21 protein-coding genes are annotated in these 23,485 nt (G+C 68.1%); 9 read left to right on the top strand and 12 right to left on the bottom strand.

Annotated features, from left to right (window positions below):
• Nucleotides 1–21 precede the first annotated feature (21 nt).
• From AASM09_RS09555 to AASM09_RS09535, 5 genes are all read left to right on the top strand, one after another.
• On the top strand, nt 22–957 hold the full coding sequence (locus AASM09_RS09555) for a type II secretion system F family protein (protein WP_049426684.1): 936 nt from the start codon (nt 22–24) through the stop codon (nt 955–957).
• The gene (locus AASM09_RS09550; RefSeq protein ID WP_049426683.1) at nt 957–1,847 is read left to right on the top strand and encodes a Flp pilus assembly protein TadD; all 891 of its coding nucleotides are present in this window, start codon (nt 957–959) and stop codon (nt 1,845–1,847) included. Before AASM09_RS09555 ends, AASM09_RS09550 begins: the two co-directional genes overlap by 1 nt.
• Entirely contained in the window at nt 1,844–2,302 is a 459-nt protein-coding gene (locus AASM09_RS09545) for a DUF3613 domain-containing protein (RefSeq protein WP_049426682.1), read from the top strand. The genes AASM09_RS09550 and AASM09_RS09545 overlap by 4 nt, the downstream gene beginning before the upstream one ends.
• 8 nt (nt 2,303–2,310) lie before the next feature.
• Nucleotides 2,311–4,464 (top strand): TadG family pilus assembly protein, encoded by a 2,154-nt coding sequence (locus AASM09_RS09540; RefSeq protein ID WP_100443822.1) that lies wholly within the window; start codon nt 2,311–2,313, stop codon nt 4,462–4,464.
• Between the two features lie 99 nt (nt 4,465–4,563).
• Entirely contained in the window at nt 4,564–5,277 is a 714-nt protein-coding gene (locus AASM09_RS09535; RefSeq protein ID WP_012480553.1) for a DUF2968 domain-containing protein, read from the top strand.
• 75 nt (nt 5,278–5,352) lie between these two features.
• Here the strand turns inward: AASM09_RS09535 and AASM09_RS09530 are convergent, their stop codons facing one another.
• Nucleotides 5,353–5,748 carry a DUF4124 domain-containing protein gene (locus AASM09_RS09530; RefSeq protein ID WP_049427777.1) on the bottom strand — a complete coding sequence of 132 codons (396 nt, stop codon included), beginning with the start codon at nt 5,746–5,748 and terminating at the stop codon, nt 5,353–5,355.
• A gap of 186 nt (nt 5,749–5,934) precedes the next feature.
• Between AASM09_RS09530 and AASM09_RS09525 the strand changes: the two genes are divergently transcribed.
• Complete coding sequence (locus tag AASM09_RS09525; RefSeq protein ID WP_049427779.1) at nt 5,935–6,759, top strand: alpha/beta fold hydrolase; 825 nt, start codon at nt 5,935–5,937, stop codon at nt 6,757–6,759.
• A gap of 123 nt (nt 6,760–6,882) precedes the next feature.
• Here AASM09_RS09525 and AASM09_RS09520 read toward each other — a convergent pair whose 3' ends face one another.
• The 7 genes from AASM09_RS09520 to AASM09_RS09490 all read right to left on the bottom strand — a co-directional run bounded on the left by AASM09_RS09520 (nt 6,883) and on the right by AASM09_RS09490 (nt 13,662).
• Nucleotides 6,883–8,532 (bottom strand): MFS transporter, encoded by a 1,650-nt coding sequence (locus AASM09_RS09520; protein WP_049427780.1) that lies wholly within the window; start codon nt 8,530–8,532, stop codon nt 6,883–6,885.
• Entirely contained in the window at nt 8,526–9,809 is a 1,284-nt protein-coding gene (locus AASM09_RS09515) for an alginate export family protein (RefSeq protein ID WP_049427782.1), read from the bottom strand. Before AASM09_RS09515 ends, AASM09_RS09520 begins: the two co-directional genes overlap by 7 nt.
• Nucleotides 9,788–11,635: an amidohydrolase gene (locus tag AASM09_RS09510; RefSeq protein ID WP_180849041.1), complete on the bottom strand. Its 1,848-nt coding sequence runs from the start codon at nt 11,633–11,635 to the stop codon at nt 9,788–9,790. The genes AASM09_RS09515 and AASM09_RS09510 overlap by 22 nt, the downstream gene beginning before the upstream one ends.
• 119 nt (nt 11,636–11,754) lie before the next feature.
• Entirely contained in the window at nt 11,755–12,180 is a 426-nt protein-coding gene (locus tag AASM09_RS09505; protein ID WP_049427785.1) for a DoxX family protein, read from the bottom strand.
• Between the two features lie 2 nt (nt 12,181–12,182).
• Nucleotides 12,183–12,839, bottom strand: a complete 657-nt coding sequence (locus tag AASM09_RS09500) for a hydrolase (protein ID WP_049427787.1) — start codon at nt 12,837–12,839, stop codon at nt 12,183–12,185.
• A complete protein-coding gene (locus AASM09_RS09495; RefSeq protein WP_053091927.1) occupies nt 12,836–13,279 on the bottom strand; it encodes a helix-turn-helix transcriptional regulator in 444 nt (147 codons plus the stop codon). Before AASM09_RS09495 ends, AASM09_RS09500 begins: the two co-directional genes overlap by 4 nt.
• A 50-nt stretch (nt 13,280–13,329) precedes the next feature.
• The gene (locus AASM09_RS09490; protein WP_049427791.1) at nt 13,330–13,662 is read right to left on the bottom strand and encodes a hypothetical protein; all 333 of its coding nucleotides are present in this window, start codon (nt 13,660–13,662) and stop codon (nt 13,330–13,332) included.
• Between the two features lie 96 nt (nt 13,663–13,758).
• On the opposite strand from AASM09_RS09490, the gene AASM09_RS09485 reads away from it, so the two are divergent.
• Together AASM09_RS09485 and AASM09_RS09480 are read left to right on the top strand one after the other, a co-directional pair.
• The gene (locus AASM09_RS09485; protein ID WP_049427793.1) at nt 13,759–16,788 is read left to right on the top strand and encodes a sensor histidine kinase; all 3,030 of its coding nucleotides are present in this window, start codon (nt 13,759–13,761) and stop codon (nt 16,786–16,788) included.
• Nucleotides 16,781–17,434: a response regulator gene (locus AASM09_RS09480; protein ID WP_049427795.1), complete on the top strand. Its 654-nt coding sequence runs from the start codon at nt 16,781–16,783 to the stop codon at nt 17,432–17,434. The genes AASM09_RS09485 and AASM09_RS09480 overlap by 8 nt, the downstream gene beginning before the upstream one ends.
• 554 nt (nt 17,435–17,988) lie before the next feature.
• Here the strand turns inward: AASM09_RS09480 and AASM09_RS09475 are convergent.
• Entirely contained in the window at nt 17,989–19,179 is a 1,191-nt protein-coding gene (locus AASM09_RS09475) for an MFS transporter (RefSeq protein WP_049429015.1), read from the bottom strand.
• Nucleotides 19,180–19,272: 93 nt separating this feature from the next.
• On the opposite strand from AASM09_RS09475, the gene AASM09_RS09470 reads away from it, so the two are divergent.
• Nucleotides 19,273–20,202, top strand: coding sequence for a LysR family transcriptional regulator (locus AASM09_RS09470; RefSeq protein WP_049429016.1), 930 nt, complete (start codon nt 19,273–19,275; stop codon nt 20,200–20,202).
• Nucleotides 20,203–20,209: 7 nt separating this feature from the next.
• Here AASM09_RS09470 and AASM09_RS09465 read toward each other — a convergent pair whose 3' ends face one another.
• From AASM09_RS09465 to AASM09_RS09455, 3 genes are all read right to left on the bottom strand, one after another.
• Nucleotides 20,210–21,532, bottom strand: coding sequence for an acyl-CoA thioesterase/bile acid-CoA:amino acid N-acyltransferase family protein (locus AASM09_RS09465; protein ID WP_049429017.1), 1,323 nt, complete (start codon nt 21,530–21,532; stop codon nt 20,210–20,212).
• Nucleotides 21,533–21,629: 97 nt separating this feature from the next.
• Nucleotides 21,630–22,361 carry a LytR/AlgR family response regulator transcription factor gene (locus AASM09_RS09460; protein WP_049429018.1) on the bottom strand — a complete coding sequence of 244 codons (732 nt, stop codon included), beginning with the start codon at nt 22,359–22,361 and terminating at the stop codon, nt 21,630–21,632.
• The gene (locus tag AASM09_RS09455) at nt 22,358–23,413 is read right to left on the bottom strand and encodes a sensor histidine kinase (protein ID WP_238378693.1); all 1,056 of its coding nucleotides are present in this window, start codon (nt 23,411–23,413) and stop codon (nt 22,358–22,360) included. Before AASM09_RS09455 ends, AASM09_RS09460 begins: the two co-directional genes overlap by 4 nt.
• Nucleotides 23,414–23,485: the final 72 nt, after the last annotated feature.

Here is a 23,485-nt window from a genome sequence, read left to right as displayed (position 1 = left end):
AATCCACCACGGAGGTGCCCGATGAGCGCAAGCACCTGGTTTGCCCTGTCCCTGCTGGTGCTGGCCGCCGGTGTTGCCCTGCTGGGCATCGCCGGATGGATACGCAGCCACCGCGAACAGCGCACCTCGGCCACCTTGAAGACCGCGCTGCAACCGCGGGATGAAGCACGCGACCCGGAGGCCGCGCGCCGTGATTCGCTGGGTTGGCTGGAACGCTTCGGGCGCGCGCTCAGTGGCGGCCGCCTGGAATCCGCGCTGCTGGCCAATGAAGACCGGCTGCTGCTGGACCTGGCAGGCTGGAACACACGACGTGGCACCGCCATCTATCTTGGCGTGCGACTGCTGCTGGGCGTACTGGTGCTGGCGCTGGCCCTGGCGTTCAGCAGTGCCCAGGGGCTGGCCAGGATGATGGTCGTGATCGGTGCGCTCGCGGCAGGCCTGCTGCTGCCGAAGTTCATCCTCTCTTCGTGGGTGAAGCGCCGCCGGCGCGCGGTCGACAACGAGCTGCCCCTGCTGATCGACCTGCTGCGCCTGCTGCAAGGCGTGGGCTTCAGCATGGACCAGAGCCTGCAGACGCTGGGCGACAAGCTGCGCGATGCGTTGCCGGTGCTCGGCGGCGAGCTGCAGGAGGCCAACGTCGCCTACACCCATGGCCGTACCCGCGCGCAGTCCCTGCGTCGCCTGAGTGAGGTCTATGCGGATGACGACCTGACCAGCCTGATGCAGTTGATCCTGCAGGTGCACGCACATGGCGGCGCGGTGCAGGAACCGCTGCGGCAGTTCAGCATCCGGTTGCGGGAACAGCGCCGCAACACCCTGAAGGAAAAGGTCGGCAAGCTCTCGGTGAAGATGACCGTGGTGATGATGCTGACCCTGCTGCCAGCGCTGATGCTGGTTCTTGCCGGACCGGCGCTGGTCGCGCTGGCCACCACCATGTCCAAGATGGGATCGCCCTGATGCCTGCCCTGCGCACCTCCTGCCTGTTGCTTGCCCTCGCCGCCGTCGCCAGTGGTTGTGCGTCGACCACGCCGAAGTACCTGCGCGCCCCCAGCCTGGCTGCGCCCGAACCGGCACCGCAGGACAGCCGCAATGCCTACCTGGAACTGATCGGGCGCATGCAGCAGCAGGGTGCCTGGTATGCCTCGCTGGCCCACGTCGATGCCTTCCGCCAGCGCTACGGCGATCCGCCGGCGCTGCGCCTGCTGCAGGCCGACGCCCTGCGCGAGACCGGCCAGGCCGACGCTGCCATCGCCCTGTACCGGGAACTTTCCAGCAGTCCGCAGGCCGCAGCGGCCGCGCACGGGTTGGGCCTGATCGCTGCCCGCCGTGACGACGACAGCGGCAGTGAAGAGGCGCTGGCCCGGGCGACGCAGCTGCAGCCCTTGAACACCGACTACCTGGGCGATCTTGGCTACGCGCGCCTGCGTGCGGGCCGCTTCGAGCAGGCGCGCGAGCCACTTGCCAAGGCACTGGAACTGTCGCCGGGCAATGCCAAGGCCACCGCCAATCTTGCCTTGTGGGCCGTACTGCGCGGGGATGCCGCCACCGCCGAGCGCCTGGTCCAGCAGGCCAACCTCAACCAGGACACCCAGCACAGCATCCAGCAGCAGGCCGCGCAGATCCGCACGCGGCTGCAGCAGCGCCAGGCCGCCGCAGAACGGGTTGTGCCGGCGCCCCCGCCCAGCCGCGTCATCGCCGGTACCACTACCCGTGCGCCGCAAAGCACCACTCGCCTGGCCGCCGAACCACGTCGCGACATCCGTGATGCGCGCGACCCACAACGCCTGCCGCCCTCGATGCTGGAACGTTTCAGCACCTCCGATCAGCCGAACGGGAACACTCCATGAGCGCGATGCCCCTGACCCGACGCCTGTTGCCTGCACTGGCCTGCCTGCTGATGGCCGGCGGCGCGCAGGCGCAGCAGCAACCCCTGACCGGGCAGATGCTCGGCGGCAGCGCACCAGTGGCAGCGGCCCCGCAGCCGCTGCAGTCCGAGGCATTGGCCACGGTGGACCTTGCAGCCCCTGCTCCGTCGGCATCACCGGCCGCCGCCCCGGCGATCATTGCCACCGACCACGTCGCATCCGCGCCCCGCCCTGCACGCACGCAGATCGGCGATACCGCGCGCGACCTGTTCCGCCTGCAGGCATCAGGGCAGCAGGCGGGGCAACGCCTGCCGATCCTCGGCGACCAGGCCACGCTGAGCTACGCCCGCTACTTGAAGAGCTTCGAACACGAGATCCCGGACTTCTTCGAAACCGATGTCGCCAAGTCCAAGGGAACATCCTCATCCGGACGCTGAGACAGGCCATGAAACGCCCACGCCAGTTCAGTTTCAGCCGCCCGCGCGGCGGCATGTCGATCACCATGATGCTGGTCATGCTGGCATTGCTGGCGATGTTGGGCCTGATCGAGATCGGCTATCTGTTCTGGGCCAAGCGCGACGCGCAGAAGGTCGCAGACCTCGCCGCACTGGCCGGTGCACAGCGGCTGGAGCTGTGCACGCCTGACAACAGCGACAACAGCGCAGCGCGGCAGAGCGCGGTCACCCAGAACAGGTTTGCAGGCACCCTGCAGATCCGCTGCGGCAACTGGAGCGCCGCACGCAGCACGTCGAACCGCTTCGTCACCACCGTCGATGCCAGCAACCCACGCAATGCCGTGCAGGTGGTCGCGCAGCGCAGCGTGGTGCCGTTCTTCGGCCAGAACACCCGCCTGCCCACCGTCAGCGTGGAGGCGGTGGCCCGACGTTCCGAACCGACCGCGGTGTTCGCGGTCGGTTCGCAGCTGCTTCGCACCAATGGCGACTCGGTACTGCTTTCGACCCTGCGCCTGGTCGGCCTGGATGTCACCAATGCCACCGTGCTCTCCTATGACGGCCTGGCCCAGGCCAACATCACCCCGTCGGGCCTGCTGAAGGCGTTGAACATCCCGGTCAGCGCCAACCTCAGCGTGGCCGACTTCAACCGGTTGCTGTCGGTCAACAAGATCTCGCTGGCACAGCTGGTCGATGCCACCGCCACCGTGGTCGGCCGCGATACCACCGTGGGCGTACAGCTGCGCGCGCTGTCCGATCTGGTTGCCACCCAGCTGGACATCAACAAGCTCAACATCGTGCTGGGCAGCCAGTCCGGCGGCGGTGGCCTGTTCGCCGAAGTCGTCTCGCCGGATGGCACCGTCGGCAGCGCGCTGGAAACGAAGGTCAACGTACTCAACCTGATCAGCACCGCCATCTCCATCGCCAATGACGGCAACGGGGTGGCGGTCAAGGGATTGGACCTGCTGGGCATCAACATCCAGGCCGGCGTGGTCGAGCCGCCCTCGATCGCCATCGGTGGTGTTGGTACCCGCGCGTACAACGCGCAGGTGCGGCTGATGGCGGACGTGGACAGCAACAACCTGTTCGCGGTGGGCCCGCTGCTGAACCTGCTCGGCACGCGACTGCACCTGCCACTGCATGTCGATGTGGCCAATGCGATGGGCACGCTGACTGGCATCCAATGCGGCGCCAGCCCGCAGAAGGCCACCATCCAGGTCGATTCGTCGGTGCTGCGCGCCTGTGTCGGCAATGTCGATCCGGCGCAGCGCTTTTCCAGGAGCAATGTCTGCGACGCCACCCTGAAGAACGAGCAGCTGCTGAAACTGCTCGGGCAACCCCTGATCAATGACAAGATCACCCTGCCCGCCCTGACCAGCTCGCAGAGCCTGACCCTGGCTGCGGGCGAAACCGCCTCGACCCGGATCAATCCACTGGCAGTGGGCAACGCGGTGTCAGACCTGGTCAATGAACTGCTGCGCGTGCTGTCTGGCATGCTCAGCTCGCCCAAGCAGGGCATGAGCGCCAACGACACCGCCAAGGCACTGGCCGACCGCTATCTGCAGGCCACCTTCCCGCCCAACACCCGCTATGAGGTGGACAAGTTGATTCCACTGCTGCGCGATGGCGACGCAAGCCGGCAACTGGCCCCGCTCAACAGCTGGACCGTGCCCGGAGGCCTGCCCTACGCCTGCGGCCTGCTGAACCTGGCCACCTGCCACAAGGACGGTCCGGTCTGGGACGCGTTCAAGGTGACCGTCACCGGCCAGGGACTGGGCGTGCTCGATGGGCTGCTCGGATCGCTGGTGGGCGGCCTGCTGATCAACCGCTGCGACAGCCTGCTCGGCAACCTGATCGACTACAACGGCTGCGTACGCAACAACCTGGCCTCGTACATCCAGACCGCGCCGGCCGGCTTCCTCGATGGCGCCGGGGGAACCGGCGTCACCAATCCGGATGGCAGCGTGAGCTGCAGTGGCCTGCTGTGCACGCTGCTCAAGCCGATCCTGGCCGCCCTGCGGCCGGTGCTCAACAGCGTCGGCACGCTGCTGACCAACCTGCTGGCGAGCGTGCTGGGCCTGGAACTGGGCCGCACCGACGTCAACGTGCAGTCGATCCAGTGCAGCGCGGCGCAGCTGGTCTACTGACCCGTGACGGGCGCCCTTGGCGGCGCCCGCGCCCATGCTAGACTCCCGGCGGGGAACCACCTTCATCTCAACCCACACTCATCCGTGGATGGTCTAGACATGCGAGAAACTTCAGGGGGCGCGGTCTTCGCCCGGCACGCGCGCGGCGCGGCACTGCTGGCCGTGGCCATGATGCTGGTGGCACCGGCGGCGATGGCTGCCCGTGGCGACCGTGAGGCAGCCGCCGAGCCGGCCGCACGCAGCGCGCCGGTGGTGCGCAACACCGTTGACGAGCTCAAGCAGCTGATGGATTCGCGCCAGCTGACCGAGCTGCGCACGACCTACAACGGCAACTACGGCGCCAGCCTGCTGTTCAACGCCAACACTCTGACCTACTACGTCGCCCTGTTCCAGGAGAAGAACTTCTGGCGGGTGATCAAGACCGATGCCGTCGACAACGCCGAGCGGGTCTACCGTACCTTTGCCCAGCAGTCCGAACAGCTGGCCCAGGTCTACATCGATACCACCCGCCTGGAAGCCGGCAAGCGCTACACCGAGCGCCTGGTGGCCTACAACGAGGAACGCCTGCGCACCCTGCAGCAGGAAATGGAACAACAGCAGGCGCAGTCGGCCCAGGTCAGCGCCGCCCTGCAGCAGGCACAGCAGCAGGCGGTCAGCCTCAGCACCGACGTGCAGAGCACCAACAGCCAGCTGGATGCCCTGCAACGCCGCATCCAGATCCTGCAGGCCGAACAGGGCAACCCGGAGCTGAGCCTGCCCAAGCCGGAAAGCGTGCCTTCGCCGGCACCGGCTGCCGCCAGCGACGGCCGCTGAGGCCCCGCCTTCCGCATCCACGCACAACGGCGCCCCAGGGCGCCGTTGTCGTTTTTGGCCTTTCGCGAACCACGCTCAGCGGCAGGCGTCGTACACCGCGTCGTCCAGCTGACGGCGTTGCAGGAAGTGCAGTTGCTTGTTCCTGGCCAACACGTTCCCGCGGTGCTGGCGTGCGCGTTCACAGGCCCTGGGGTCTGTACTGATGGGTATCAGCACGGCATGCGCCCGCCCCGAGCGCACGGTACGCGGTGGCGCCAGCACCGCGCTGCCCGCCCTGGCCGCCTTTGTCACCGGTCCGCGCGACAGCGATTGCTCCTCCGGCACCTCCCAGCGCCATTCCGCACGCCCCTGGCAGGGTGTCTGCTGATAGACCGGATGCGGACCGTCAACGCATTTGTAGACGTTGGTCTGCGCATGAACCGCCGTGGCCAGCAGCAAGCACAACAGCGGGCTGCACCGCACTCTGGACATCGCTCGCTCCTGGACAGGACGGCCATCATCGTCAGCGCGAAAGCGGCCGGGTTCCAGAGCGATACGCGTCACACCCCGGTCAATCCAGCACAGCCGTGCAAGCCCTCCGCCAGGACGTGCGTTGTACTGCCGGTGGTACCGGCATATTGGCCGGCGCCACCCCTCCCTTCCGCCAAGGAAACCGCAATGAGCAACTTCGTCACCGTCGCCGACGGCGCGCGCATCTTCTACAAGGACTGGGGCACCGGCCAGCCGATCGTGTTCGCCCACGGCTGGCCGCTGTCCTCCGATGCCTGGGACCCGCAGATGCTGTTCATGGGCCAGAACGGCTACCGCGTGATCGCCCATGATCGCCGCAGCCACGGCCGTTCCAGCCAGACCTGGGATGGCAACAACATGGACACCTACGCCGACGATCTGGCGGCGGTGATCGAGGCGCTGGACCTGAAGGATGCGATCCTGGTCGGCCACTCCACCGGTGGTGGCGAAGTGGCCCACTACATCGGTCGCCACGGCAGCAAGCGCGTGGCCAAGGTGGTGCTGGTCGGCGCCGTACCGCCGCTGATGCTCAAGACGGCCGGCAATCCGGCGGGCACCCCGCTGGAAGTTTTCGACGGCATCCGCAAGGGCACCGGCGGCGACCGCTCGCAGTTCTTCAAGGACCTGACCACGCCGTTCTTCGGTGCCAACCGCGATGGCAACAGCGTCACCCAAGGCATGCGTGATTCGTTCTGGCTGCAGGGCATGCTCGGCGGCGTCAAGGGTCAGTACGACTGCGTGCACGAGTTCTCGGAAGTGGATTACACCGAGGACCTGAAGAAGATCGATGTGCCGGCACTGGTCGTGCACGGTGATGACGACCAGATCGTGCCGTTCGATGCCTCGGCCAAACTGTCCTCGCAGATCATCAAGGACGCCGAGTTGAAGGTGTACCCCGGTGCGCCGCACGGCCTGACCGTTACCCACGCCGACCAGTTCAACGCCGACCTGCTGGCGTTCGCACGCAGCTGATGTGCCGCGGCGGCGCCCCAACGGCGCCGCCGCTCCTTCGGTAGTGCCGGCCGCTGGTCGGCAACCCGATCAATCCATCGCAATCTGCACAGCCGGCCAGCGGCCGACTCTACCAAGGGCAGTTCAGATATCGCTGTGGTGGTGCGGGACCCCAGTCCTGGGCAGCGGATCGTGACCGCCCACGAAGTGACGCACCACCGGTGCGCGTTCACCGCGATGCAGCCCACGCAGCACTTCCTGGATCGCCTTGTCGTCGGCGGTGATGCGTTCGTGCTGGCGCAGGTGCTCCAGCCACGACGGGGTCACGAAATACTCCAGGTGGATGCCCGGACTGGCCACATCCTCGACCACGCCCCAGACCACCGCGCCATCGCGGCGGCGGATCGTTCCCAGCGCGCGCATCTGCGCCTGGAACGCGGCACGATCTGCATCGTCGATGCGGTACTCGATGGTGACCAGCACCGGACCTCGATCGTTTGACACCGGCACCGACAGTTCCGGTGCCGGCCAGTGCCCGGCTGGACGCAGGTTCAGGTCTTCGGTACCGGCGATGCGCACGCGCCACACCAACAATCCGCCGATCACCGCGCCTGCGGCAGCCACCAGCAGCGCCAGCTCCGGCGAGGTGCGCTGAGCCAGCGCGCCCCAGCTCAGGCCACCGGCCGCCATGCCGGCGGAGAACACCATGATGTACAGCGCCAATGCACGCGCGCGTACCCACGCGGGTACCGCGGTCTGGGCGGCAATCTGCAGCGACGACAGCACGGTGATCCAGGCAAAACCGTTGATCAGCATCACCAATGGCAGCACGTACCAGCTGCGGGTCAGCGCCAGCCCGACCAGGCTCAGCGCAAGTGAGAGCGTGGCCAGCAGCACCAGCAGGTCACGATCCATCTGCGCGCGCAGCTTCGGCAGCAGCAAGGCACCGCCCACTGCACCCATGCCGATGCAGCCCAGCAGCATGCCGTACTGCCCCGCCCCACCCTGCATCTGCCCGCGTACCACCACCGGCAGCAGTGCATTCATCGCAGCAGCAAAGAAGAAGAACCCGACCGACTTGATCAGCACCGCCTGCAACCGCCCAGCGCGGCTGGCATAGCGCAGGCCCGCCTTGAGGCCGGCGCCGAAACCTTCCGGCGGCAGGCTGGACTGCTTCGGATCACGCTTCCAGCCCCACACCACGAACAGCATCGCAGCGAAGGTGATCGCGTTGAATCCGAACGCCCACACCGCACCTAGCTGGGCGACGATCACGCCACCGATGGCCGGGCCGATCGAGCGCGCGATGTTGATGCCGATCGAGTTCAATGCCACCGCCGAGGCAAGCATCGGCTGCGGCACCAGTTCGGACACGATCGCCGCCTGCGCCGGCATCGCCATCGCCGCACCGCAGCCCATGCAGAAGGTCAGCAGCACCAGCAGTTGCGGAGTCAGCATGTCCATCGCCGTCAGCGCGGCCATCACTGCCGCCACCAGCAGCATCCAGCCCTGGGTCGCCAACAGGTACCTGCGGCGATCGACGATGTCCGCCAGCGTTCCGGCCGCCAGCGCCAACAGCACGATCGGCACGGTGGTGGCCGACTGCACCAGCGCCACCATCAACGGCGAGCCGGTACGTTCGGCCATCACCCAGGCGGCGGCCACGTCATTGACCCAGGTGCCGATGTTGCTGGCCAGGATGGCCAGCCAGATCGAACGGAACATCCGGATCTTCAGCGGGGACCAGGCACCTGCGGCCTGTGCGGGGGGGTGCGAAGCGGTTGCGTTCACCATTGCCATGCTCCAACGATCGAGGCGAACAGCGTGTCCTGGCCACCGGCCTGCGTCAGTGCAGGTCCGGCGTCGACCCAGGCCAGCTGCAGCTGCCATTGCCAGTGTTCGCTGGCCTGCCAGCGGGTTTCGGATTTGTACTGGGTGCCGATTCGGCGCCCACCACCGGCACTGCCCGGCAATGCCACCAGTGGTGCCGGCGTGGTGTAGACCGCATCTGCGCGACGATGCTTCCAGGCCATCTGTACGCCCAGCTCCGTCGTCACCGCGTCGTGCAGGCGCAGTGCCAGCGTAGGCTGCACGTCCATCAGGTTGGCGGGCGCCAACAGGCTGGCTTCGCTGAAGTAGGCCGATTTCGGGAACAACGCGTTGAAGGTACCCAATCGTCCATCGTGCAGGTTGCCATCGCCGCTGGCGATGTCGGCCTTCAGCCCCAGGCGCGGTTGCAGCGGCACATCGCTCCAGCGCCAGCCGGTATCGGTCGCCAGCGTCCAGGCGCGGATGTCGAGATTGCCGGCAGCGGTACGCAGTTCACCGCCCTGCACCACCAGCTCGCTGTTCCAGTCCAGCGAACCGGCCTGCCCGAACCAGCGCATGCCGAGTGTCTGCCGCCGCTCGTTGCCGGAGCCAGCGGCAAACCGCGCACCGTCGCGACGGTAATCCAGCAGGTACAGGTCCCATTGCCCAGGCCAGCGGCCGCGCGCTGTGGTGGCATACGCCCCCCACAGATGCGCCCCGGACTCACCGCGATCATCGAACGCCCCCGGCCGGTTCTCCACCGGTCGCAGGGCCATCAGGTCAAGCGTGCCGAACTGCCCCTTCCATCCTGCCCGTGCGCCATCGAAGGCCAACCGGATGTTCGGGCCATCGCGAACCGACAACAACCGTGAGCTTCCATAGCCGGCTTCCTGCCGCCCCAGCTGCATGTGGAAACCTCCACGTTGCCAACGCCAGTACGCCTGCTGCACGTCCAGCGCACTGCGGTCGGTGCGGCCAGGGCCACCGGCCCTGCCATTTTCGCCGTGGACACCCAGCTGCACTTTCACCTGCCAGTCATCGCGGGCATAGGTGGCCGACGCCAACGCACGCAGCAGGCCATAGCCATCCTCGCTGCCGCCGATGCCGAACCGGGTCGGGTCGTAGTACAGACCGCGCACGCGCAGCGACGCGTCCCATTGCAGCTGGCCGTCGCCTGCTTCGGTGCAACGGCCACCTTCGCAGGCCAGCGCCAGTGTCGGCACAACCAGCAGCGCCAGGCTCAGAACGCGAAGCACGAGCATCCCATCGCGCCCCAGAACGCGGTCAGATCGTCGGTGGGTGCCGCGTGCTGCGCGGCATGCCCGTGCGCGCCGTGGGTGCTGCAGGCCACGCCGTGATGGTGGCGATGTGCAGCTGCCAAGCCGGTGGCGGCGCCCCCGACATGGTAGCCACCGAACCTGTTGACCGGCGACCAGCTGGGCATCGCCGGCGGCAGCTGCGGCGCCAGGCCTGCGTAGTCGCCGTCGGCATGCACGATGCGGCCACCAACCACGGTCAGCAGGCTGGTGATGTCGGCGATCTGCGCGTCGTCGACGCGGAAGAAGTCGGCCGAGAGCAGGATGAAGTCGGCCAGCTGGCCGGCTTTCAGGGTGCCCTTCACCGCCTCGTCGCCGGAGAACCAGGCACTGCCCTGGGTCCACAGGCGCAGCGCCTGCTCGCGTTCAAGCAGGTTTTCCTCGCCATACAGGGCCAGGCCACCGATGGTGCGCCCGGTCACCAGCCAGGACAGCGCCACCCATGGGTTGTAGCTGGCCACGCGGGTGGCATCGGTGCCCGCACCCACCGGCACGCCCTCGGCCAACATCCGCTTCACCGGCGGCGTGTGCCGCGCGGCCTGCACACCGTAGCGCTCGACGAAGGCTTCGCCCTGGTAGGCCATGCGGTGCTGCACGGCAATGCCGCCACCCAGCGCACGGATGCGTTCGATGTTGCGCGGGGTGATGGTCTCGGCGTGGTCGATGAACCAGTGCAGGCCATCGAACGGCACCTCACGGTTGACCTGTTCGTAGACATCGAGGATGCGGGTGATGCTCTCGTCGTAGGTGGCGTGGATGCGGAACGGCCAGCGCTTCTCCACAAGCAGCTTCACCACGTCATGCAGTTCGGGCTCAAGCTCCGGCGGCAGTTCCGGGCGGGGCTCGTTGAACAGTTCGAAGTCGGCGGCCGAGAACACCAGCATCTCGCCGGCACCGTTGTGGCGCAGCAGGTCATCGCCCTGGCGCGGCTGCAGGATCTCGCTCCAGCCGCGGAAGTCATCCACTTCCTTGCCCTTGTTCTGGGTGAACAGGTTGTAGGCAATGCGCACCGTCAGCTGGTCATCGCGGTGAAGCTGCTCGATGACTTGGTAGTCCTCGGGATAGTTCTGGAAACCGCCGCCGGCGTCGATCACCGAGGTGATGCCGAGACGGTTCAGTTCACGCATGAAGTGGCGCGTTGAGTTGGCCTGGTACTCGATCGGCAGGCGCGGGCCCTTGGCCAGCGTCGCGTACAGGATCAGCGCATTGGGTTTGGCCAGCAGCAGCCCGGTCGGGTTGCCCAGCGAATCACGCACGATCTGCCCGCCCGGCGGATCGGGAGTGTCCTTGTTGTAACCACAGGCGCGCAGCGCGGCGCGGTTGAGCAGCGCGCGGTCGTACAGGTGCAGCAGGAACACCGGCGTATCCGGTGCGATGTCGTTGAGCTCCTGCAGGGTCGGCAGGCGCTTCTCGTTGAATTGCGTGGCAGTGAAGCCACCGACCACGCGCACCCACTGCGGCGCGGGCGTGCGGTCGACCTGGGCCTTCAGCATGTCCAGCGCGTCACCCAGCGAGCGCAGGCCGTCCCAGCGCAGTTCCAGGTTGTAGTTCAGGCCACCGCGGATCAGGTGGGTGTGGCTGTCGTTGAGGCCGGGCAGCAGGCGCCGGCCCTGGGCGTCGATCAAGGTCGCTTCATTGCCCCAGTCGCGCATGATCTCCGCGTCGCTGCCGACGGCGACGATGCGCCCTTCCTGTACGGCCAGCGCCTGCGCGTGCGGCTGCTGACGATCAAGCGTGGTGATGCGGGCATTGCGGATGACCAGCGTGCTCATGCGACGCTCCTTGGAAGTGGAATCGAGTGCGGCACCGGCGCGGCCGGCCAGGCCCAGCGCCACGGCGGCGCCGCTGGCCAACACCACGTTGCGGCGGCCGTGGTCGAGTGGATCGTGACTCATGCGAGATCTCCCGGAAGATGTTGGCCGTCCAGCGCCCAGGCGCCAGGCCCGGCCAGGGCGAGGGCCAGCAGTACTGCCGTCCACATCAACGGGTACTCCGTGCCGCCGCGCATCCAGAACCAGCCCTTGGGCAGGGCCAGCAGTACGGTGAAGCCGATGAAGGCCGCTGCCGCCAGCGCGGCAATGCGGGTCTGCCAGCCAAGCAGCACGGCCAGGCCGGACGCCACCTGTGTCAACGCCAGCAGCAGCGGCAACGGCGCTGCCGATGGCAACCCGAAGCCGCGCAGTTCGGTGCCGAAACCGGACAACCCCGGACCACCGAACCAGCCGAACAGCTTGCCCAGTGCGTGCGGCAGCAGGAAGCCTCCTGCCGCCACGCGCAGCATCAGCAGGGCCAGGTCGAGGCCATGGCCGGCCAGCATGCTCAGTGCCCGCCTTCCTGCGCGCCGAACATGCGCTTGGCGTACTGGATGCCGATGCCGTAGCCACCCGCATGATCGCGCGCGATGCCGGTGGTCAGATCGTAGGTTTCACCGCGTGCCCAGTCGCGCTGCAGCTCCAGCAGGTACTGCACGCTGGTCATCGGCACCGCACCGGCCTGCACCATGCGGGTGATCGCGCGCTCGTGCGCTTCCTCGCTGACGTCGCCGCAGGCATCGGTGATCACATGGACCTCGAAGCCCTGCGCCAGTGCCGACAGGGCCGGGCCCACGATGCAGACACTGGTCCACAGCCCGGCCATCACCAGCCGACGCTTGCCGATGCGGTTGATCTCGTCGATCACCGGCTGGTCTTCCCAGGTGTTCATCGAGGTGCGGTCGAACACACGCTGGCCCGGGAAGATCGCAGGCAGTTCCGGGAACATCGGGCCGGAGAACGAGGCTTCGGCCACCGTGGTCAACAGCACCGGCACGTTGAAGCCCTTGGCGCCCTTGCCGATCAGCGCCACGTTGTTGCGCAGCGCGGAGATGTCGATGGTATGGGTGGCAAAGGCCATCTGCGACTGGAAGTCGATCAGTACCAGCGCATGGTCGGTCGGTGACAGCAGGGAAGGAGCGGGCGTGGCGGTTGCAAGGTTCATGCGTGGACTCCGTTGGAATCAAGGTCTGGGGGAAGCAGGAGGGCGGCATCACCGGCCAGGTACTGGCCGGGACTGCAGCCCGTCTCTGCGCGGAAGCTGCGGACGAAATGACTCTGGTCAAAGAAGCCCAGCTGCTGCGCCAGGCAGGACATCGGCAGATGCTGGGCCGACAACAGCTGGCGCGCACGTTCGATACGGCGGCGGCGTACATAGCGCAGCGGGCTGGCGCCGGTACCGCTGCGGAACAGGCGCACCAGATGGAAGCGACTGACGCAGGCGGCGGCCGCCAGTTCGGTGACCCGCAGCGGCTGTGACAGGTGTTCATCGACATAGCGCAGAGCGCGCTGCAACGCGGCGGCCTGCTGCGGTGCCAGCGACGCGGCGGGGGGGGCAGGTGGAAGGACGGTGGCCATCGAGGACGCCGTGAGGGGGTGGCCCATGGTGCGGCGCGTGCGCGCGATGCCCTACCCCCGTCGGTCGAGGCCAGCACCTACCCGAATGGGGGAGGCCGACGGCCGAGCAGACGGCGCCCGAACAACCGCGCATCCACTGAATAGGCGCCAGGACCAAGCATCAACAGCGCTAACGGCAGCACCACCTGTGGCCACGGAGCCTGCTGCACGAGCATGCCCACGGCCGCTATCGGCACCGCCAGTGGCGTCAATACACCCAGCATGAGCATCGGCACTGCCAGCAGGCACAGCGCCGACCACCCACCCGCATGCGTGCCGGGCATGCACAGTGCCGCAGACAGGCACAACCGCAGCCACAGCAGACCGACGCCCGGGCCACGATCGGGAAACATCACGAACAGGCGCTGCATGGCCGGGCTCCGGGGAACATGTCGGCGTGATAGCCGACCGGGGCGCCGGGCGCCTACCCCGTTCGGGTCACCCGGGACTGCCCCGCACCTGCCAGAATGCGCGCCATGCGAGGCTGCCCCTTCCCGTTCCTGCGTCGCCTGCCGACGCTGCTGACGTGCCTGCTGCTGTTGACCGCCCTGCCCGCTCTTGCCGTGCAGCGCCCGCCAGTGAGCGGCGGGCTGCCCGATTACGAGCACACCGCCTGGCGCGTCGGCCAGGGCGCTCCAGGCGACATCTGGGACATCAGCCAGGACCGCGACGGCCTGCTGTGGCTGGCCACGGGCTCGGGCCTGTACCGCTTCGATGGCCGTCGTTTCGAACGGCAGGCGGCGCCCGTCGACAACCAGTTCCCGTCCACCAACATGGTCACGCTGGCACAGGGCCGCGATGGCGCCCTGTGGATCGGCTACTTCCAGGCCGGCATCAGCCGGTTCGCGCAGGGGCGGCTGCACAGCTACGGCCACGAGCAAGGGGTGCCGGTCGGCGTGGTCCCGCACTTCAGCCAGGATCGCGAGGGCCAGCTGTGGGCGGCGATCAATGGCGGACTGCGCCGCTTTGACGGACAACGCTGGCAGCCACTGCCGGCCGCTGCCGGCCTGCCCGAGCGCCGAGTGCAGTGGGTGCTGCACGACAGCCGGGGCAGGTTCTGGGTACTGGCCGACCTGAAGATCTGGATGCGTGCGCCCGGTCAGCCCGCGTTCGAAGACACCGGCATCGCCGTCTCGCAGATGGCAACGCTTGCTGAAAGCCCGCAGGGTGAAGTGTGGCTGGCCGACCGGGTGCGCGGCACCTCCCCCCTGGCCAACGCGCAGGGCCTGTTGGCGGCTGGCGAACGTGAAGCGCGGCGTCTTCCGGAACTGGTTGCTGCGCGCCTGCAGTTCACTGCCGATGGCGCGCTGTGGGCCACGATGAGCCCGCACGGCGGCGTCGCCCGCATCACCTTCGACGGCACCCGGGCCGTGCGCATGGAGCGCTTCGATTCACCGCACGGACTGACCGCCACCTCGGCGGTGCCGATCATCGTCGATCGCGAAGGCAATCTCTGGGTTGGCACCAATCTCGGCCTCAACCGCTTCCGCGCACGCAGCGTGCACACCCTGGCGGTTGGCCCGAGTGATCCCTACCGCTCGCTGGTGCGGGCCAGCGATGGCCGCGTGTATGGCTACGGCGAAGACCTCAAGCCGTACGACCTGGGACGTACCCTGCTGGATGGCAGCGCCATGCAACTGCAGTCCGCCGCACGCCAGGCAGCCACGCCAATCTGGCAGTTCGACTGGGTCAATCTTGCGCGCACGGTCGCCGGCCGTACCTCGTTGATCCCGCTGCCGGCGCCGTTCACCGGGCAACCGCTGCATGCGCTGCTGTTCCCCGACGACGCGCAGGCCTGGGTGTGCACCGGCGAACGCGGGGTGCTGCACTACCAGCTCGGCCAGTGGCAGCGCGAGATCCGCCTGCCCGAGCAGGCCTGCTCGTCGCTGGCGCTGGATGCCCAAGGCCAGCTGCTGCTTGGCTATGCCGACGGCCGCCTGCGCCGGATGAGTGCGAACCGCATCGAGAACTTCGATGCCAGCCAGGGCCTGTCGGTGGGGCCGATCACGGCGATGCTGCATCACCAGGACCTGCTGCTGGTCGCCGGCGAAGCCGGGCTGGCCGCTCGCATCGGCGAGGGACGTTTCACCGCGGTACGCACCGATATGGCTGGGGTGCTCGAAGGCATCACCGGCATGGTCGCCGATGCGCACGGGCACCTGTGGCTGAATGGAAGCCGTGGCCTGGTAAGGCTGGAAAGCAACCTGCTGCGCCGCGCACTGCGCTCGGGATCGCAGGTTGCGCCGCGCCTGTTCGATGCCGTGGACGGCATGCCGGGTATCGCCCTGCAGAGCGGGCCGATCTCCACGGCTGTCCTGGCCGACGATGGCCTGTTGTGGCTGGCCACCAACCAGGGCCTGGCCTGGCTGGACACCCACCGTTCGCACATCAATGCGATGGCCCCCAGCGTGCGCATCGGTGACGTGCTGTACGGCAGCGAGCAGCAGCCCCTGCGGGACGGTCTGCGCCTGCCGGCCGGCACCAGCCAGCTGCAGATTGATTATGTGGCCCTGTCCCTGGCCCGCCCGGAGCGCAACCGCTACCGCTACCGCCTGTCCGGCGTCGATGATGGCTGGCAGGACGCCGGCAGCAGCACGCGCGCGTACTACACCAACCTGGCGCCGGGCAGTTACCGCTTCGAAGTGGAAGCGGCAAATGAAGACGGCATCTGGAGTACGGCGCCGGCCAGCCGCAGCTTCCGTATCGCGCCCACCTTCATGCAGACCGTGTGGTTCAAGCTGCTGTGCGCAGCCGCGATACTCGCGCTGCTGGTGATGGCGGTACGCATCCGCAGCGGGCAGCTGGCCGCGCTGTTCCGCGCGCGCCTGCAGGAACGCAACGGCGAGCGCGAACGCATCGCGCGCGACCTGCACGACACCCTGCTGCAGGGAAGCCAGGGCCTGATCCTGCGCCTGCACGCGATCAGCCAGTCACCCCAGACCCCGGAGCCGGTACGCGGCCAGCTGGAGTCAGCGATGCAACTGGCCGAACGCAATCTGGCCGAGGGTCGCGAGCGGGTCAATGCGCTGCGCGAGGGGCCGTTCGCGGGTCGCGACCTCGCTTCGGCACTGGCCGATGTGCATGCCGAGTACGCCGGGCACGGTACCAATCCGTTGCGCCTGACCGTGGAAGGTGCGCTGCCGCCGCTGCAGAGCGATGCCGCCGAGGAAGTGTTCCTGATCGGACGCGAGGCGATCCGCAATGCGCTGCGCCATGCCAATGCCAGCGCGATCGAAGTGGAGCTGTCCTACGGCACGCGCTGCTTCCTGCTGCACGTGCGGGATGACGGTGTCGGCATCACCGATGAAGACGCTGGGCACGGCCATTGGGGACTGCAGGGGATGCGCGAGCGTGCACAGCGGCTCGGTGCCGAGCTGCAGCTGTGGACCCGCCCCGGACTGGGTACGGAAGTAGCGCTGGCGGTTCCCGCGCGGCGCCTGTATCACCGCCGCCCCTCACGTTGGCGCTGGCCCTGGAGTAAAGCAAACCATGACTGAGAACCCTGCCCCGATCGGCGTGCTGGTGGTCGACGACCACCCGTTGCTGCGTGACGGCCTGGCGGCGCTGCTGGGCGCCCATTCCGACCTGCGCCTGCTCGGCGAGGCCGCCGATGGCGAGGAAGCCATCGCACGCTACCAGCAGCTGCAGCCGGACGTGGTGCTGATGGACCTGCAGATGCCACGCCTGGATGGCGTCGAAGCAATCGTGCGGATCCGCGCGATGGACCCGCGTGCGCGCATCATCGTGCTGACCACCTACCGCGGCGATGTGCGCGCGGTGCGGGCGCTGCAGGCCGGCGCCAGCGCCTACCTGCTTAAGGACATGCTGCGCCACGAGCTGGTCGACACCATTCGCATGGTCGCCGGCGGCCGGCGCGCACCGATTCCCCCGGCGGTGGCCGCCAGCATCGCCGCGCACGTGGTGGAAGACCGCTTGTCGCCCCGCGAGACCGAGGTACTGCGTCATGTCGCCGGCGGGCTGTCGAACAAGCGCATCGGCGAGCGCATGCAGATTTCCGAGCAGACCGTAAAGGCGCACATGAAGAGCCTGATGGACAAGCTCGGCGTCGGTGACCGCACGCATGCGGTCACCCAGGCACTGCGGCGCGGCATCATCAGCCTGGACGACAGCGGGCACGATTAGGGGGGGCGGCAGGGCTTGCAGCCCTGCACCTGCGGTAGTGCCGGCCGCTGGCCGGCAACCTCAACAACAACAGCAAGAGCATGGATTCCGTGGGATGGCGGGGCGGTGTCGGACTGCGGGGACGCCGTGAACCCGTCCATGGGGGCTTGGCCGCGGCATCCATGCCGCGGACACCCCGCACTCCGACACCGCCCCACCTCTGACAGATTCCTGCGGCTGTCGGTAGGTGTCGACCTTGGTCGACACTTCTGTCGCATATCGAAATCAATCAGGGGTCAGATCCGTTTTCCTCCGGAAAACGGATCTGACCCCCAAGAGCCGTTCCAACAGACCGCAGGAACCTGTCGAAGGCGGGGTGGGTCCGGTTGCGGGGGCGTGAGCGCCATGGATGGCGCGACCGAGCCTCCATGGACGGATTCACGGCGTCCCCCGCAACCGGACCCATCCCGCCTACCTACAGGAACCCCGCCGTTGCTGGTGCCGTTGCTGTTGCTGTTGCTGTTGCTGTTGCCTCCAGCAGGTGCAGGGCTGCAAGCCCTGCCGAACGCCCCCCCTTACTTCAAACGCAGCAGCAGGCTGCCGCCCGCACACACCACCGCCAGCCAGGCCACGCCGTGCCATCCCCACTGCGCCAGCGCCAGGCTGCCCAGCGCGCCACCTGCCGCCATACCGATGAACATGCCAGTGAACAGCAGCGCATTGAGGCGACTGCGTGCCGGCGGCACCAGGCCGTAGACCAGCGTCTGGTGCGCCACCAGCGCCGACTGGAACCCGAAGTCGAACAGCAGCGCGCTCACCACCAGCAGCGGCAGCAGCGCGACGGCCGGCAGCCAGGTCTCGGCCAGCAGCAGGCCGAAACCCAGCAGCGCCACCGCGATCGCCAGCCGCGCCACCGCGTGGCACCCCAATCGATCGGCGAAGCGGCCGGCGAACGGTGCGGCCAGCGCACCGGCCGCACCGGCGATGCCGAATGCACCCGCTGCGGCACTACCCAGCCCCAACCGTGCATGCAGCATCAGCGCCAGGGTCGACCAGAACGCGCTGAAGCCCACCGCCAGCAACGACTGGCTGGCCACCGCACGGCGCAGCTGCGGCTGCTCGCGCCACAACGCCAGCAACGAACCCAACAATGCCGGATAGCGCAGCGTGCTGGTCGGTGCAAAACGCGGCAGCGCACGCGCCATCACCGCGCCCATCGCCGCCACCGACAACGCAGCCAGCACGAACTGGGTACGCCAGCCCCACGCCTCGGCCACCACGCCACTGACCACCCGTGACAGCAGGATGCCAAGCAACAGGCCGGTCATCACCCGGCCGACGATCTGCCCGCGCTGCGCATCCGGCGCCAGCACCGCAGCGGCCGGCACGATGTCCTGCGCCAGCGTGGCCATCAGCCCCACCAGCAGGCTGGCCATCAGCAGGCCCGGCAGGTGCCCGGCCATCGCTGCCGCGCCGAGTGCCAGCGCCAGCAGCGCGGATTTCAACAGGATCAGGGTACGGCGGTCGAAACGGTCACCCAACGGTGCCAGCAGCAGGATGCCCAGCGCATACCCCAGCTGGGTCAGGGTCGGCACCAGGCCGGCCGCGCGCTCCCCCGCGCCGAGATCCTGGGCGATCAGGCCCAGCATCGGTTGGCTGTAGTAGAGCGAGGCCACAGAGAAGCCGGCACCGGCCGCCATCGCCAGCACCAATGGGGTGGAAGGCGCGGTCGCGGGTGCGGCGACGGACAGCGAGGGGGTAGACATGGGGAAGTCCGGTGGAGGAAGTGGGCGTATCGTGCCCATATTCACCCAACGTCTGTAGTAGGCTGATTCGCATACCCTTCATACGCCCTGCGCATGACAGACCTCGCCACCGGCGCCGATCGCCTGGACTTGCTGCGTACCTTCCTGCGCATCGTCGATGCCGGCAGCCTGTCGGCCGCAGCCGAGCAGCTGGGAACCACCCAGCCCACCGTCAGCCGCCGCCTGCAGGCACTGGAGCGGCAGCTGGGCCTGCGCCTGCTGCAGCGCTCCACCCATGGCCTGCAACTGACCGAGGACGGGCTGCGCTGCCAGCGTCATGCGCAGCGCGTGGTCGACGAATGGGAGTCGCTGCAGGCCGAACTCCAGGGCGAACCAGAAACGCTGCGCGGACGCCTGCGGGTGATGGTGCCGCACGCCTTTGGCCAGGCGCAGCTGCTGCCGACCATGCTCGCATTCCTCGCCGAGCACCCGCAGCTGAGCCTGGAGTGGATCCTTGAAGATCGTCGCCCGGATTTCATCGCAGAAGGCATCGACTGCGCGGTGCGGGTGGGCCCTGTCGACGAGCCGCGCATGGTGGCACTGCCACTGGCCGAGGTGCCGCGCATCGTCGTAGCGGCGCCGTCGCTGGTGCAGGACACTGCGGTGAGTACGCCGGAACAGGCGCAGTCCCTACCGTGGATCTCGCTGGTCACCTACTACCGCGAACGCCTGCTGCTGCACGACGCGCAGGGGCGTGCGCACACCCTTTCGATCAGCCCACGCCTGCTCAGCGACAACCTGTTCGTGGTGCAGCAGGCTGCACGCGCCGGGCTGGGCGCGGCGGTGGTCTCGGCCTGGCTGGTTGCCGAGGACCTGGCACAAGGGCGCCTGGTGCAGTTGCTGCCGGACTGGCAGGCGCCGGCACTGCCGGTACACGTCGTGTTTCCTGCCGCGCGCCAGCAGCCGCCACGGCTGCGCGCCTTCATCGAAGCGATGAAGGCCGCACTTCCGCAGTTGCACGGCATGCGGCCGGCAACGCATTAGCGCCCGCTCACAACGCCTCGGCCAGGAACGCCAGCACGGCCGGGCCCACTTCACGGTCGGCGCGCGCATGGCCTTCGGCGGTGCCCCCGACTTCAAGGAACGGACCCACGTCATGGCGATGGGAGCTCGGCTGAAGAATCGGCGTGATCAGATGCCCCGCATCGGGGTAGTAGAGGAACCGGTCGCGATCACCTCGCCCTGCTTCGGCCAACCGACGCTGGGCAACGGCCATCATCACGCCGGAGTCGCCCAGGCGGTCATCGCCGCCTCCCACCCACAATGTCCGTGCAGCGATCGTTTCGATCGGCAGCATCGCCGCCTGCAATGCAGGCGCCCACTGCGGCCCCGGCCGTCCCCAGTCCACATCCTCCCGATACGGCAGCCACGCCAGCGGTTTGCCCTGCCAACTCAGGGGTGAGCGATCCACGGCCCTGAAATCGGCCGGGGCAACGTCGCGCGCAATGCCACGGAACGGAGCCGGGCTGCCAACCCAGGACACCGCCGCGCGCAGCGTGGGCAGATGGACGGCGGTGGCCATGGTTGCGATCCCGCCCCAGGAACCGCCCAGCAGACCGACCCGCTGCGGATCCACGCCAGGCTGCCGCTGAAGCCAGTGCACCGCATCACGAACGGTCTCCAGCGGCACGTCAATCAGATCCTTGGGCACACCGGGCCCGCGATACCACGCAATCGACACGGCGATGTAGCCGTTGCTGGCCAACCAGGCGGCGTACTGGTCGCCGCCCTCGAAGCCGCCTTCCGCGCCACCCAGCGTCACCAGCGCCGGCCCTCGTGTCCGGGCGGGCCTGTCCGCTGGCAGGTACAGACGCGCCTCGCGCCCGCCGATATCGACCCGTTGCACCCGCACCCCAGGCAGCATCAGGTGACGTTGCAGGGTCTGCCGTGCAACGACCGAACCGGCCCGCTCAACCTCCAGTTCGAACGTCTGCGGCAGGAAGCCCATGCCATCGGCCGCGCGTCGCCAATTCAGCGGCATTGCACTGGCGCGCCTCTGCTGCGGCTGCATCGACCAGATCAGTCCGCCCGCATCGATGCCCCGGTAGCTGCCCTGCTCCGATCCGCTGCCGGTGGTATCGACCTGGCCACGCAGATCGGCACGCAGCACGGCCTCTGACTGCCAGCGCTGGCCCCGGCTGTCCTGCATCGACAGGCGCAGGCGCACCGTCTCGGCGACGGCAAGGCCCTCGACCTTGATCACCGGAATACGATCGGCACGCCCGTGCTGGTCATCAACCTCAACGCGGACATCGGCCATCGCCGGAATCGCCAGCGCACACAGCAACCATCCCCACCCCGCTCGTTTCCGCATGTCCTGCCCTCGTCCGCAAAAGGGAGAGGGTGCCCGGAGGGAGCGGCATGTACCGCAGGAACCGGCGTCGATGGTGCCAACCGTGCCGCGGCTGGCCTCAACGGTGTTTCAGCCGCGCGTCCAGAGCGGACGCCAAGGCGGTGCGATAGCTGCGACTGACCGGCACCTGCGCGCCCCCGGCCAGCTCAAGCAGCGCATCCCCGTTGTGACGCTCGACCACGCCCTGCACGCGCAACGGATTGACCAGCACCGAGCGATGCACGCGCAGCAGGCCGCCCGGCGCCAGGCGCTCGGCCAACCGCGCGATCGTCTCGCGCAGCAGATGCAGGCGCTGCCCGACGTGGACACACGCATAGTGCCCGGCCATGTCGATGTAGTCGATCTGCGCCAACGGTACGTACTGTGTTCCACCCACCGCCGGCACGGCCAGAACCTGCGTATTGGCCTGCCCATCGTCGAGCAGCCCGGCCAGGCGACGCACCCGCGTGATCGCTTCCTGTAGTCGTGGCAGCGCGACCGGCTTGAGCAGATAGTCGGCCACCCCCAGCTCGAAAGCCTGCAGCGCATGCTGTGGCAGTGCGGTCACGAAGATGGTGTGCGCAGCCAGTGCAGGCTGCTGCGCCGGCAGTTCCCAGCCGCGGCCATCGGGCAGTACCAGATCCAGCAGCAACAGATCGAAGCGCCGCCCCTGCAGGTGCTTGCGTGCCTGGTCCAGGCTGGCCGCTTCAGCATCGACCCTGACCGGCGGAATGTGCGCCAGCAGCTCACGCAGGCGGTGACGCGCCAATGCCACGTCATCCACCAGCAGCACGCTCAACGGGCGCATCATGCCATCGGTTCCGGCAGGAACAGGCAGACTCTGTAGCCGCTGCCGCTGTGGCCGGCCTGCACATGGCCGCCGATCATCGCCAACCGGCGCTGCAGTGTGGCCAGGCCACTGCCGAGGCCTTCGTTGCGCGCAGGACGCAGGCAGGGATTGAACACGGCCACCTCCAACCCGCTACCCTGCACCTCCGCTTTCAGCTCGATCTGCAGACGAGGATCCCCCGCCTGCCAGCCACTATGCAGCACGGCGTTCTCGATCAGCGGCTGCAGCAGCAGCCCCGGCACCGGCCAGTGCAGGGCCTCGGCGCTGGCCTGCAGGTGCAGATGCAACGCCTCGTCATGCAACAGCGACTGCAGGGACACGTAATCCTGTACAGCGCCCAGCTCATCCGCCAGCGGACGTTGCGCCGGGCATTGCAGGGTGTCGCGCAGCAACGAGGACAACTGCACCAGGGCCGCGTCCGCCGCCAGTGGACGCAGCAGCGCCAGGCCACCGATGGCATTGAGTGCGTTGAACAGGAAATGGTGCTGGAGGTGTTGTCGCAGTGCGACCTCGCGGGCAAGTCGCAGGGCCTGCGATTGCGCGTTCAGCCGCTGCAACCACGCCAGGCCGTGACCGGTACCGGCCACTGCGATGAAGGTGGGAAAGGCGAACAACGTGGTAACGCCGATTGCTCGGGCCACGTGGCGCGACGACGGCAGCGGCTGCGCCTGCCACAGCTGCAGCAGCAGATGGCCCAGCCCCCAGCCCAGCGCAGTCAATGCCGGTGTCAGCAGCAGGCCCAGCAACAACCAGCCGATCAGGGGGCGCCGTCCCGGCAAGGGCCAGCGCCGGCAGGCCGCCCACAGCGCTGGCGTCGCCAGCATCCAGGGCAGCTCGGCACCGACGATGAACAACGCCGCTGGAACCAGACCACCCGGTTGCTGGCTCAGGTGCACCGCCGGCACCGCGGTGGCGATCAGCAGCGCCCACAATCCCAGCATGACCACGCGTGGGCGCGGCAACGACAACGGTGCTTCGGGGGCAGGCAACACACAGGCGGGGGCAGCGGACATGCACGGCGTCGAACGGGAACCGGCCACCATGCTAGGCGCCCATGCCCGATCCTTCCCGTGCCGGAAGCAAGG

This window comes from Stenotrophomonas maltophilia (assembly GCF_039555535.1).
Lineage (GTDB): Bacteria > Pseudomonadota > Gammaproteobacteria > Xanthomonadales > Xanthomonadaceae > Stenotrophomonas > Stenotrophomonas maltophilia_Q.
The sequence above is the reverse complement of the archived record's forward strand: the minus strand, read 5'-3'. Positions and strand labels throughout refer to the sequence as shown.